This is a genomic window from Streptomyces sp. JW3 (assembly GCF_052216785.1).
Classification (GTDB): domain Bacteria; phylum Actinomycetota; class Actinomycetes; order Streptomycetales; family Streptomycetaceae; genus Streptomyces.
This window is the reverse complement of the sequence record NZ_JBQOUX010000030.1, coordinates 40,247-52,530: the sequence shown is the minus strand read 5'-3', so window position 1 is coordinate 52,530 and position 12,284 is coordinate 40,247. Positions and strand designations below refer to the sequence as shown.

The following is a 12,284-nucleotide window of genomic DNA, read 5'->3' as shown; positions in this document are numbered from 1 at the left end:
ACACCCCCTTTGGACCATGCGGACCGACGGACTTTGGCCCTGTCCCCAGGACCATGACGGCACCAGGGTGAGAGGACTTCCCACCGCACGGAGGTCCTGTTGAGCCCGACGTTCCTGCTGACCACCCTGGCCGTGGTGGCCACCCCCGGCACCGGTGTGCTGTACACCCTCGCGGCCGGCCTCTCGCACGGCCGCCGGGCCGGCCTGGTGGCCGCGCTCGGCTGCACCCTCGGGGTACTGCCGCACCTGGCCGCGACCCTCACCGGTCTCGCCGCGCTGCTGCGCACCAGCACCCTCGCCTTCGAAGCGCTGAAGTACCTCGGCGCCGGCTACCTGCTGTACCTGGCCTGGACCACACTGCGCGCCACCGATGCCCCGGCCGTCGACAGCGACGGGCCGCGGCCGGCCGCCCGCGTGATCACCTCCGCGGTACTGATCAACCTGCTCAACCCGAAGCTCACCGTGTTCTTCGTGGCGTTCCTCCCGCAGTTCGTGCCCGCCGGTGAACCGGACTCCCTCGGCACGATGTTCCGGCTCGGCGCCGTCTTCACGGCCCTGACCTTCGTCGTCTTCGCCGCGTACGGCGTGTGCGCCGCGGCCGTCCGGGACCGCGTCCTCGCCCGGCCACGGGTGATGACGGGCATCCGCCACGCCTCCGCCGCCTGCTTCGTGGGCCTGAGCGCATGGCTGGCGGTGTCATGACGACGCGCTGTGGCACGCGAACGCGATCTGGCCGGACCACCCCCGACTCGTCGCCCATTGGCCGGTACGCCCCAGAACCACCGTGATCACCGCGACCGCACCGGAGTCCGACCTGAACGGCTGAGCCGCAGGCGGCGGATGGCACCATGACCCGGTGGAGGAGGGGGGAACCGGGTGACGAGTGACACGGCCGCGGCGCCCGGACCGGGCACGCACGGCTCCGACTTCCTGCAACTGGACGCGGGGGAGGCGCCCGCGGTCGGCAAGGCGGACTGGCTGGCCCGGCGGCTGCGGCAGGCGATGGCCGACGGCCGGCTGGCGGTGGGCAGCCGGCTGCCGCCCACCCGGGTCCTGGCCGCCGAACTCCGCGTCTCCCGAGGAGTGGTCACCGAGGCGTACCGGCGGCTGACCGAGGACGGCCAGGTCGAAGGACGCCGACGGGCCGGCACCGTGGTGGTCGCGACCCCCGCCGCGCCGCCGCCCGCGCCCTCCGGGACCGGGCGGCACCCGGACACCGCGCCCCGGGAGCACCCGGGCCGGCCCGCACCGGGCGAGCCGTTCACCGGCGAACCGGGCGCCGACGTCTTCGACGCGCTGCGCGCCGCCCCCGCCCGCGTCGACCTCACCCCCGGCCGGCCCGACCTGTCCGCCTTCCCCCGCGCCGCCTGGCTGCGCGCCGAACGGACGGTACTCGCCGAGCTCTCCGCCAAGGACCTCGGCTACGGCGACCCGCGCGGCGACCCACGGCTGCGCCGCGCCGTCGCCGGCTGGCTGGCGCGCGGCCGCGGCATCCGCGTCGAGCCGGACGACATACTGATCGTCGCCGGCATCGCACAGGCACTCACCCTGCTGCATCCCGTCCTGCGGGCGGACGGCATCGCCGACGTCGCCGTGGAGGACCCCGGCTCGCTCGGCGCCCGCCAGCACCTGCGCGGCGGGGGCCTCACCACCCCGCCGGTACCCGTCGACGACGAGGGCCTGCGAGTCGACGCGCTGCGCGCCACCGGCGCCCCCGCGGTACTGATCACCCCCGCCCACCAGTTCCCCACCGGCGTCGTGACCAGCGGGGAACGCCGCCGTGAGCTGCTGCGCTGGGCGGCCGACGGCGGACTGGTCCTGGAGGACGACTACGACGCGGAACACCGCTACGACCGGCCACCCGTACCCGCGCTGCACGCCCAACTCCCCGACCGCATCTGCTACATGGGCAGCGTCTCCAAACTGCTCGCCCCCGCGCTGCGGATCGGCTGGCTGGTGCCCCCGCCGCGCTACCGGCAGGCGCTGACCGGCGCCAAACGCTTCAGCGACCTGGGCAACGCCGTCCTGCCGCAACTGGTCCTCGCCCGGCTGATGGACTCGGGCCTGCTGGAACGGCACCTGCGGCTGCTGCGCGGCCGCCACCGCCGCCGTCGCGACGCGATGGTCACCGCCCTCGCCGCCCATCTGCCGGGCGCGGTGGTGCACGGCGCGGCGGCCGGCCTGCACGTGACCGTCACGTACCCACCCGAAGTGCCCGACACGGAGCTGGCCGCCGCCGCGCTCGCCCGCGGTGTGAAGTGCCAGCCCCTGTCCTGGCACCGGCAACTGCCCGGCCGCCCCGGCCTGGTCCTCGGTTACGCCGCCGACTCGCCCGGTGTCATCGAGGAAGGGGTCGCCGCCCTCGGCCGGGCACTGCGCGACCTGACCTGACTCGCCGCCGGCGCCGGGCCGGCCGGCGTACTCACCCCTCCGACGGCACCGGATGCCGGCTCATGACCGAGACCCGGTTGAACGCGTTGATCGTGACCGCGATCCAGATCACCGCCGAGATCTGCGCCTCGTCGAACACCGCGCGGGCCGCCGCGTAGGCGGCTTCCTGCGCACCGAGGTCGGCCGGCGCGGTGGTCGCCTCCGCGAGCGCCAGCGCGGCCCGCTCCACCTCACTGAACAGCCCGGCCTCCCGCCAGGCGGCCAGTACCCCGAGCCGCTGCGCCGTCTCGCCGGCGCGCACCGCCGCACGAGTGTGGACGTGCAGGCAGAAGGCGCAGCCGTTGATCTGCGACACCCGCAGGTTGACCAGCTCCACCAGGGCCCGGTCCAGCCCCGCGTCGGCGGCCACCGCCCGCACCGCCTCCGACGTCCGCACCAGCGCCCGGTACGCCTCGGGGCTCTGCTTGTCGATGAAGACGCGGCTGCTCAACTCGGGACTCCTTCGGACGGAACGCGCCGCCGCCGGGGCGAGCAGGCAGGTGATTGAATGTGAAAGTAGCATGAGGGGCGGAGGTGGTCCCCGATGAGCAATGTCGAGACGGAGCCCGCGCAGAAGCGCTGCGGACCCACGCAGAACGAAGGCCCGCAGCCGGCCGCGGGCCAGGTCGAGGTCCTCACCCCGCGTGACGTTCCGCTGGGCGGCCCGCGGGCCATGCGGGTCCGCCGCACCCTGCCGCAGCGGGCCCGGACCCTGGTCGGCGCCTGGTGCTTCGCCGACCACTACGGCCCCGACGACGTCACCCGCACCGGCGGCATGGACGTGGCACCCCACCCCCATATCGGTCTCCAGACGGTGAGCTGGCTGTTCAGCGGCGAGATCGAGCACCGCGACAGCCTCGGCACCCACGCCCGCGTCCGCCCCGGCGAGCTCAACCTGATGACCGGCGGCCACGGCATCTGCCACTCGGAGGTGTCCACGCCGGCCACCACCGTCCTGCACGGCGTCCAGCTGTGGGTGGCCCTCCCCTCCGAACATCGCGACACCGACCGGGACTTCCAGCACTACGTGCCCGAACCCGTCCAGGTGGCCGGCGCGGACCTCAGGGTCTTCCTCGGCTCACTGGCCGGTTCCGTCTCCCCGGTGGAGACCTTCACCCCCCTGCTCGGCGCCGAACTCACCCTCCCCCCACACACCACGGTCACCTTGCCGGTCGACCCCGCCTTCGAGCACGGCCTCCTCGTCGACCAGGGCGAGATCCACCTGAACGACAGCCCCGTACACAGCGCGGAACTGGGCTACGTCCCCACCGGCACCGACACCCTGACCCTCCGCAACGCCACCACCGAACCGTCCCGCGCGGTGCTGCTCGGGGGAACTCCCTTCGGGGAGGAGATCATCATGTGGTGGAACTTCGTCGGACGGTCCTCGGAAGAGATCGCGCAGGCCCGCGAGGACTGGACGGAGGGCCGGCGGTTCGGGGTGGTGAAGGGGTACGACGGGGATCCGCTGCCTGCGCCCACGCTGCCCACGGTCCCCCTGAAACCTCGGAGAAACCGGCGTTGATCAGCCAGGACGTGCGCTGAGCGGTAACTGGCGAGGTAAGGATCCACAGCTCGCACCGGATGCCGCGGTTCGCTGGTGCGCAGGTGGTCGATCACGTCGCCGTGGACGAACCGGACGCCGGGGTGCCGGCGTGAGCGGTGGTGGCGCGTTCGTACTGGGTGGCGGAGAGTTCTGCGGCGGTGACCCGTGCCTGGTGGGTCTGTGCCAGGTGGACGGCGTGGTGACCGGCGCCGGAGCCGATGTCCAGGACGCGTTCGCCGGCGAGGTCACCGAGGAAGGGGGCGTCTGCCCCGTCCGGCGCGGGGGTCAGGGGCCGGTCACGAGGTAGTGGGGGCCAAGTCCTCGGCGTGCGCGTTCGACGGCGGCGAGGCGGGCGAAGGGTTTCCCGCCCATGAGCCGTCGCCACTGGGCGAGGTCGTGGGCGGCACACAGGTCGTGTTCGGCCGGGTCGAGACGGATGCGGCGCGACTGGGCGGCGTCGACCTGACCGCCGTCGAAGATGAAGCCGACCTTGCCGAGCGGCCAGTGGGGTCCGGCCGACAGGGGCAGATCCAGGCCCAGTTCCTCGGTGATCCCGCGCCGGCAGGTGACGTGCGGGTGCTCGCCGGATTCGACGACGCCTCCGGGAAGCAGCCATGAGCTGTCCGTGCGGTAGGTGGGGTGCACCAGCAGGATCCGGCTGGCCTCGTCGGTGATGATCGCGGCGGCGCCGAGCCACGCCGCATGCCGGGATGCGGCGTACTGCGCTGCGGGCGGAGCGGTACCAGGTGAGACGTGATCCGAAGGGGAGACGGGAGAGGTCATGTATCTCTGCCTTCCGAGACGGTGCACGGGCGAGTGGGCAGCGCGGAACGACCAGGGGTGATCAGGGGGGCACCGCTCATCCGGCGCTCCAGCTACCCCAGGGTATGGAAGGGAGCCGGCCGCTGGGTGAGCTGGGCGTATCTGCCTTCCTGGACGATCCTTGTCGGAGAGCGGGCGCGTGGGCGGCCCAGCCCGATTCCGGGGACGGCCCTGCCTCTCTTGCAGCTCTTTCAGCCGGGGTTCGTGCCCGCGAGCTGGTCGGCGACGCTGCGGGGCTCCCGGCCCAGCAACTCGGCGAGCAACGGGTCGACCCCCGCGAAGCGGCCCTGTCGCGCCGCCTGGAAGGTGGTGAGGGTCATCCGCGCCATCCCCTCCGGAGTGCCGGCGGCGACTTTGTCCGCGATCCACGCCTCGTCGTCCGGCGTGACGCGCGTGACCTCACGGCCACTGGCCGCCGATGCCATCGCGGCGACGTCGTCGAACGTCACGGCTCGCGCGCGGTGAGCGTGATGGGGCCGTCGAAGGCGCGGTCGCCGGCCAGGATGACCGCTGCCGCTTCGGCGGCATCCGCCCGGTCGGTCCAGGAGACCGGTCCGTCCGCCGGGGCGCTGATGGTGCCGGTCTGCCGCCAAGGGCCCAGCAGCCAGGCAAGGGTGTGTGCGTAGAAGCCGTTGCGCAGCGCGGTCCACGCGACTCCCGAGTCGGCCAGGAGCCGCTCGGTGGCGGCATGGTCGCGTGCCGGGTGGAAGGGGCTGTCCGCTCCGGCGCCCTGGTGGCTGGTGTAGAGGATGCGCCGGGCCCCGGCTGCGACCGCGGCCTCGATGCCGACGCGATGCAGTGCAACGGCATCGGCGTGCGGGTCGTTGGAGGAGACGAGCAGGACCTGCTCGGCGCCCTCGAAGGAGTGCCGCAGCGCGGCAGGGTCCTCGTAGGAGCCGTGGCGTACCCGCACGCCGCGGTCGGCGAAGTGCTGTGCCTTGGTGACATCGCGGACGCTGACACCGATCCGGTCGGCGGGCATCCGCTTGAGGAGGTGTTCAACGGTGGCACCGTTCAGGGCGCCGGTCGCTCCGGTGACGACGATCATGAGGGTTCCTTTCATTTCCCCGGTGCGCTGGAGGCACGCGGTTGGCGTCAGTGACCGCGCAGGAGCGGCAGGAGGATGTCGTCGACGAGATGCTCGACGAAGGGTTCGTCGCACGGCTCGCCGGCGATCACGATGCGGTGGACGATCACGGCCGGAGCGACCTCGGCGAACAGTTCGGCAGCCCGGGGCTTCAGCTGTTCTCCCTGCCGGATGGCCTTGCGTAGGGGTTCGTCGGTCATGGCCGCCTCGTCCCGACGCAGGATGCGCCGCATCTCCTGGGCGAGGCGCGGGTCGCTGCGCATCCCGGCGAACAGCGCCCCCAGCAGGCCGATCTGCTGTTCGGCGATCTGCCGCCCCAGCCAGGTGACCAGCCCGAGGAGGTCTCCTCGCAGATCATCCGCGACGGGCTCGGGAGGTACGGCGTGCGAGCGGAGGTCGGCGGGGTGTGGAACGTGCTGCGCGCGGCGCTGCCGGTCATGCGGGAACAGCGCGCGGGCCGCGTCATCAACGTCTCCTCGATCCTGGGGCTGACCACGATGCCCGGCTGGGCCCTGTACTGCGCGGGCGAGTTCGCGCTCGAAGGGCTGAGCGAGGCGCTCGCCGCCGAAGTCGCGGACCTCGGCATCAAGGTCACCGTCGTCGAACCCGGTTACTTCCGCACTTCCCCCTGCGCCAACTGCTCGGCTCCGACGCGCACGCCCACGCCACCGCCAAGGTCGACGCCTGCGTGCCAACCTCGACGCCACCGCCGCTTCCGCCCCCACCACGGACTTCCCCGAGGTCTGAGCAGGCGTCACGCAACACCCCCCCACCCTTCCGGCCACGTGGCGGGCCGGGTGCGTCGAGGCGTCAACGCGGCTCGTGGCCGTCCGCAGCGCTGGTGGCGGGTCGGCCGGGCGCGACACGGAACGCCACCCCGCGGTCATGGCGCGCCGGTGATCTCCAAGACGCCGACCGTCCAGGTGAATCCGGCGCCGGCGCCGGCCAGTACGCATGTCTGGCCGGGCTTCAGGACGCCTTCGGAGACGAGGTGGGCCAGTCCGCCGAACTGGTCGCCCGCGCCCAGGTGGCCGACCTGTCTGCCCCACGACCAGGTGGATCGCTGCGGGTCGATGCCGAACGGGTCGAAGAACTGCGCCCGCATCCGGGTACGGCCCAGGTTCGGCAACACGTACCAGTCGACGTCGCTGAGTTTCACCTCCGCCTGGGCGCAAGCCCGGTCGAACGCCTCCCGCTGCCCCGCCTCGATGCGCTGGAGCAGGGCCTCCAGGCCCAGGTCGCGCAGGAAGTCGCCGTTCAGCTGCAAGTCGATCGGCGCTCCCTCGGCCAGCGGTGCGTCGCTGAACCCGTCACTCCGGCTGCCACGCTCCAGCCCCGGGTCGGACACCGTGGCGAGGCCGCGGACCCTGGCGAATCCGGCGCGGGCGGACAGCACCACCGCGGTGGCACCGTCGCCGAAGGGGGAACTGGGGTCGCTGCGCCACCGATCGAATCCGGGCAGGCAGAATCTGTCGGCCGTGGTGACCAACGCGGTCGACCGGCCATGTGCGATCAAGTAGCCCGCCGCGAGTTCCAGAGCCACCATGCCGCCGTTGGACATCTGGCGGACCTCGATGGCCGGGCACGCGCCGGCGCCGGAGAACCGTTGGACGTACGCCGCCGACGGCCAGACGTCGTGGCCCTGGTGGTACGCGCAGGCATGCAGCAGCAGGTGGAGGTCCTCCGGTTTGGTCCCGGCGCGTTCGAGCGCGGAGCGTGCGGCCAGCACCGCCATCTCCGGCGCCGACTTCTTTGCCGAGACACAGACCGACTCGATGCCGGTGTTCCAGACTCGTGCCCGGTCCGCGAGACCGGCTCGGTCCGCCTGGTCGAGGGTCATGCGCTCGGGCAGCCATGAACTGGCGCCCGCGACGTAGAGTTCGCGGTTCATCGGCGTCTCCCACAGGTTGGCTCAGGGGCTCGCATCCGGCCAGCGTCACCGGGTCCGATGGGGGCCTGTTCGAGGCTCGGGCCATGCGTCGGCACCGTCGACCGGGACTCGATCGAGTGTTTAAGGGGCCCGGCAATGTTGGGGTTTCCGGACGAGCAGAAAGGGCGTACCAACCCATGGCGAATTTCACTCAGGCGGACCTGGTGGATTATGTCCGGCGGGCGGCGGGCGAGGACGAAGAGGGAGCCCTGGACGGTGACGTCGGCGAGACCACGTTCGTCGATCTCGGCTACGACTCCATCGCGATGGTGGAGGTAGTCGTGCTGGTCGAGCGGGAACTCGGGATCAAGCTGCCGGGCGAAGGTACGGGCAAGGACGCCACACCGAAGGAATTCGTCGAATTGGTCAATGAGTTGTTGCCGGCGTCGGTCCAGCCGTAAGTCCGGCCCGGAGGCTCGGCAGTCGAGTAATGCGGGAAGTTCGGCGCCCGCGAACGACAGGAGACGCCCATGTACAACACCGAGCACAAACAACGCTTCGACAATGAGGCACCGGCGGCGCCCGAGCAACTGAGTCTGCTCGCCCAGATCCTCAACCGGGAGACGTTCAGCACCCTGAGTGAGGAGGTGGGGGTCGGTCACGGCTGGCGCTGCTGGGACGTGGGCACCGGGGACGGTTCGGTCGCTCGCTGGCTGGCCGCCCGGGGAGGGCTGACCGGGCGGGTGGTGGCCAGTGACCTCAAGCCGCATCACGTGCCCGAGCACCCACGGATCGAGGCGATCCGCCATGACCTCACCAGTGACCCCTGGCCGGAGCCGAAGTTCGATCTGATCCACGCCCGGCTGCTGTTGATGCACCTGGCCGACCGGGACGCTCTCGCGGTGAAGCTGGCCGGGCATCTGCGTCCGGGCGGCGCACTGGTGATCGCGGACTGGTCCTGCCCCTGCACGACCGAAAGTCTGGTCAAGTCACCGGTCGACGAGTACACGGCGCGCGTCTTCACCGAGTACCACCGCGGGGTGCACAGACTGGGCGAGCAGACGGGTATGGACTTCACCTGGGCATCGCGTACCCCCAAGGTGCTGTCCGCCGCCGGTTACCGGGACATCACCGTGCGGGACCATCAGGCGTCGGGGCAGGGCGGAGCGCCGACCGCGAGGCTGGCCCGGCTGCACACCTTCATGCTGGAGCCCTTCCTCCTGGGCCAGACCTGCCTGACCGAGGCCGACCTCGCTGTCATCCGGGAGACGCTTCTCGATCCGGATTTCGAGATGGACACCAACCACCTGTACACGACCGTCGTCCGGATGCCGGAGTGACTGACCGGGGCACCCGGGCGGACGCGACCTGGGGCGCCCGCGTGGGCGGTGGGCCGGCCGGTGCGCGGGAGTCCGGCGCCGACGGGCTGGCTGCGAGGTCCCCGCGTTTTTGGTCGGAACTTCCCTTTGGTGAGAACCTCACGCCGAAGCCTGAGTCGCCCGAATTACCCGAATAGAGTTGCTTGGGGAATCCGAACGGATTGAGAGGTTTGCATTATTGCTCGGGTCCCTGAGTTGCGGTAGCGTGCAGCATACAAATGGCGCGATCGGCATCGATCACGGCGGAATCGGAGCGGAAATACCGTAAGTGAGCGTTCGGCGTGGTGTCTGGGGGCAGCGTGAAAGGTTCTGCGACTGTAAAATTAGCACAAAGACTTCGGCTAATCAAGTTAAACTGCCTGCGGCCGCTCGATGAGCGTGCGTCGGCGGGTGTCTTTGTCGCCGAACGTCGCCGACACGTGCGCGCCCCCCGGCACGGCACCGTCCGACAACCCCTGCGGAAACCCCTGTGGACCTGCTTCGACCAGGGACATCCCGATCCGACCACCGAGGTCGTGGCCACCGGAGTCACCGGGAAGGACTGCCCGGCCTCCGCGATGACGAATGGCGACGAGTTCACATCCGGCCCGGCGCGAATTCGGTTGCTCGACAGAGAACCCTCCGTAGATGGTCTTGCGAGGATTGCATCGTCGTAGGAATCGTCGTCCGCGGGGGAAACAGATGGTTTCGAAGGGCTACGACGGTCAGCTACGGATAGTAGTGATCGACGACCACGCACTGCTGCGCGAAGTGCTGCGCGAGGCGCTCGAGGTGGAACCGGACATGGTCGTGGTCGGCGACGCCGCCAGCGGTGCGTCCGGCATTGTGCCGTGCCAGTCCGAACAACCCGACGTCGTCCTGCTTGACGCGGATATTCGCGGCGAGTCGGTCACCGAGACAGTGCATGCCATTCGCACCGTGTCGCCGATGGCCAGAGTTTTGATCATCAGCATGGTCGACGATCCGGTGTTGTTGCGTCAGTTGCTCGACTGCGGTGTCCGCGGCTATCTCATCAAATCGGTGAGCAGGACCGATGTGGTGTCCAGTATTCGCGCGGTGTGCGCCGACGACAGCCGTATCGTGCTGCATGTGTCCGCCGAGGCGCTGAGCCATATCGCCGCGGCGGCGAACTGCGCGGAGACGCTCACCAAACGCGAGCTGGAAATCCTGACCTTGGTGAGCAAAGCGATGAGCAATCGGCAGATCTCCCGGCGGCTGGCCATTGCCGAGGGCACGGTGAAACGCCATCTGGGCACCATCTTCAGCAAACTGGGCGCCCGTACGAGGCTGGACGCGGTCAGCAAGGCCATAGCCAGCGGCATCATTCGCCCTGCCGGATAAGAACCCAATGGGTCCCGGCCGGCCAATGAAATGCCGACCGCTCGGGTCAGACCGTCCTGCCCGCGGAAACCGACACATGACGACACCACAAAAGGGGCTCACAGGCCATGACAAGCTTAAAAGGCAAGACCGCGCTCGTGACCGGCGGCCGGACCGGCATCGGCTTCGGCATCGCCACCGCGCTGGTCGAGCGGGGCGCGAAGGTGGTGATCACCGCGCGCAGCGAGGACAAGCTGCGCGCGGCGGCGGCCGAACTCGGCGAGGACCGGGTCCTCGCCGTCGCCGGTGACACCGCCGATCCCGAGCACCAGCGGACCGCGGTGGCGGCCGCGGTGGATCACTTCGGGTCACTCGATCTGCTGGTGAACAACGTCGGCGGTGCGGTGCGGTCGGGTCGCCGTCTGGTCGAGACCGACGTGACGGCGTACCGGAGCACCATCGAGCTCAACCTGGTGTCGGCGTTGACCTGGGTCCAGGCGGCCTGGCGCGGCTGGCTCGGCGAGCACGGCGGCGCCGTCGTCAACATCTCCTCGATCGGCAGCAAGCTCGCCGTTCCCGACGGCAGCGCCTATGGGACGGCCAAGGCCGCACTCAACCACTTCACCCGGCAACTGGCTGTCGAGCTCGCGCCCGCGGTCCGGGTGAACGGTGTCGCGTCCGGGACCGTGCTCACCGACTTCACCAGGGCGAACATCGAAGGCAGAGAGGACAAGGTGACCGGCTCCATACCGCTGAAGCGGCTCGGTGCACCCGCTGATGTCGGTGCCGCCGTCGCGTTCCTGCTCTCGAACGAAGCATCCTGGATCACCGGGCACACCCTCGTCGTCGACGGCGGTCGGCTGCTGCACAGCCGGTAGTGTCCGGGCGGCCGGACCCGACCCACGGATTCGGCCGCCGCGCCCGGCCGCCGGCCGCGGAACCGTTTCAGCCGCCGACCCCCGGAGCGGGCCGGTCCAACCAGCAGGAGCGCCCGGCAAGGACCTCCTGGTGCAACTCCTTCAACGCTTCGGACGGTTCGAGCCCGAGCTCGGTGGACAGCGTTTTGCGCAGGTCCTGATAGGCGAGCAGCGATTCGTACCGGCGGCCGATGCTGGCCAGCGCCTTGATGAGCTGCGCGTGGTACCACTCGTTGAGCGGATTGGTCAGCAGCATCGCCTTCAGCTCGCCGACGAGCTCCCGGTGCCTGCCGAGCATCGCGTCGGCCTGGATCCGCAGTTCCAAGGTGTGCGCACGCTGCTCCTGGAGATGGACGACGTGCGCCTCGATGGCCGGGCCGGCCGTCACATCGGCGAGCGCCGATCCCGACCAGAGGTCGAGTGCCTGCCGCAGCAGTCGCGCCGCCGCGGCCGGATCACCGGCGGCGAGCGCGGTGCGCCCCTGTCTGGCCAGCCGGAGAAACGCCGTCAAGTCGAGCTGGTCCGGGTTCACCCGGAGTATGTAGCCGGTCCCGCAGGTGGCGAGGGTCTGCTCGACCATGTCGGCGGGCACCCACGGTTCGAACTGGCGCCGCAACTGGTAGATGTAGGTCTGCGCGGTGGGGACGGCGCTCTTCGGCGGCCGGTCACCCCACAGTTCGTCGATGATCGCGTCGAGCGTCACGATGCTGTTCGTGCACAGGAGAAGCTGCCCCAGCACCCGCCGCACCATCGGCGCGGTCGGCGTGCACTCACCGAGATCGTTGGTGACGCTGAGACGGCCGAGTACCTGGAATCGCAACACGAGTGAATCCCTCCACCTGATGATCGTTGGACCGGGGCCTCGATCCAGACTCTGCCGGTCCCTTTGCCCGGCTTGCAACGCTGCGGGGCG

General features: G+C 70.5%; 12 protein-coding genes and 2 pseudogenes. 8 read left to right on the top strand and 6 right to left on the bottom strand.

From position 1 onward, the window contains the following. Positions 1–99: 99 nt before the first annotated feature. The gene (locus ACTT8P_RS15050) at positions 100–702 is read left to right on the top strand and encodes a LysE family translocator (protein WP_442832127.1); all 603 of its coding nucleotides are present in this window, start codon (positions 100–102) and stop codon (positions 700–702) included. A gap of 300 nt (positions 703–1,002) precedes the next feature. Next, a complete protein-coding gene (pdxR, locus tag ACTT8P_RS15045) occupies positions 1,003–2,391 on the top strand; it encodes a MocR-like pyridoxine biosynthesis transcription factor PdxR (RefSeq protein WP_442832152.1) in 1,389 nt (462 codons plus the stop codon). A gap of 31 nt (positions 2,392–2,422) precedes the next feature. Here pdxR and ACTT8P_RS15040 read toward each other — a convergent pair whose 3' ends face one another. Beyond that, positions 2,423–2,881, bottom strand: coding sequence for a carboxymuconolactone decarboxylase family protein (locus ACTT8P_RS15040; protein WP_361165469.1), 459 nt, complete (start codon positions 2,879–2,881; stop codon positions 2,423–2,425). Between the two features lie 93 nt (positions 2,882–2,974). Here ACTT8P_RS15040 and ACTT8P_RS15035 point away from each other — a divergent pair, with 93 nt between their 5' ends. Continuing rightward, positions 2,975–3,955, top strand: a complete 981-nt coding sequence (locus ACTT8P_RS15035; RefSeq protein WP_442832126.1) for a pirin family protein — start codon at positions 2,975–2,977, stop codon at positions 3,953–3,955. Between the two features lie 306 nt (positions 3,956–4,261). On the opposite strand, the gene ACTT8P_RS15030 is transcribed toward ACTT8P_RS15035, so the two are convergent. The 3 genes and pseudogenes from ACTT8P_RS15030 to ACTT8P_RS15020 form a co-directional block, all read right to left on the bottom strand. Continuing rightward, positions 4,262–4,759: an NUDIX domain-containing protein gene (locus ACTT8P_RS15030; protein ID WP_442832125.1), complete on the bottom strand. Its 498-nt coding sequence runs from the start codon at positions 4,757–4,759 to the stop codon at positions 4,262–4,264. Between the two features lie 230 nt (positions 4,760–4,989). Continuing rightward, positions 4,990–5,846 (bottom strand): annotated as a pseudogene (locus tag ACTT8P_RS15025) (NmrA family NAD(P)-binding protein). A 47-nt stretch (positions 5,847–5,893) separates the two neighbouring features. After that, positions 5,894–6,193, bottom strand: coding sequence for a TetR-like C-terminal domain-containing protein (locus ACTT8P_RS15020; RefSeq protein ID WP_442832151.1), 300 nt, complete (start codon positions 6,191–6,193; stop codon positions 5,894–5,896). A 129-nt stretch (positions 6,194–6,322) separates the two neighbouring features. Here ACTT8P_RS15020 and ACTT8P_RS15015 point away from each other — a divergent pair. After that, positions 6,323–6,463, top strand: a pseudogene (locus ACTT8P_RS15015) (SDR family NAD(P)-dependent oxidoreductase); the annotation flags it as partial. A 305-nt stretch (positions 6,464–6,768) separates the two neighbouring features. On the opposite strand, the gene ACTT8P_RS15010 reads toward ACTT8P_RS15015, so the two are convergent. Further along, on the bottom strand, positions 6,769–7,776 hold the full coding sequence (locus ACTT8P_RS15010; protein ID WP_442832124.1) for a ketoacyl-ACP synthase III family protein: 1,008 nt from the start codon (positions 7,774–7,776) through the stop codon (positions 6,769–6,771). A 176-nt stretch (positions 7,777–7,952) separates the two neighbouring features. Here ACTT8P_RS15010 and ACTT8P_RS15005 point away from each other — a divergent pair, with 176 nt between their 5' ends. The 4 genes from ACTT8P_RS15005 (at position 7,953) to ACTT8P_RS14990 (ending at position 11,332) form a co-directional block, all read left to right on the top strand. After that, a complete protein-coding gene (locus tag ACTT8P_RS15005; RefSeq protein ID WP_442832123.1) occupies positions 7,953–8,216 on the top strand; it encodes a phosphopantetheine-binding protein in 264 nt (87 codons plus the stop codon). A 69-nt stretch (positions 8,217–8,285) separates the two neighbouring features. Then, on the top strand, positions 8,286–9,095 hold the full coding sequence (locus ACTT8P_RS15000; RefSeq protein ID WP_442832122.1) for a methyltransferase domain-containing protein: 810 nt from the start codon (positions 8,286–8,288) through the stop codon (positions 9,093–9,095). A 759-nt stretch (positions 9,096–9,854) separates the two neighbouring features. Beyond that, positions 9,855–10,475, top strand: a complete 621-nt coding sequence (locus ACTT8P_RS14995) for a response regulator (RefSeq protein ID WP_442832121.1) — start codon at positions 9,855–9,857, stop codon at positions 10,473–10,475. 107 nt (positions 10,476–10,582) lie between these two features. Then, positions 10,583–11,332 (top strand): SDR family oxidoreductase, encoded by a 750-nt coding sequence (locus ACTT8P_RS14990; RefSeq protein ID WP_442832120.1) that lies wholly within the window; start codon positions 10,583–10,585, stop codon positions 11,330–11,332. Between the two features lie 67 nt (positions 11,333–11,399). Here ACTT8P_RS14990 and ACTT8P_RS14985 read toward each other — a convergent pair whose 3' ends face one another. Further along, complete coding sequence (locus tag ACTT8P_RS14985; protein WP_442832119.1) at positions 11,400–12,194, bottom strand: AfsR/SARP family transcriptional regulator; 795 nt, start codon at positions 12,192–12,194, stop codon at positions 11,400–11,402. Positions 12,195–12,284: the final 90 nt, after the last annotated feature.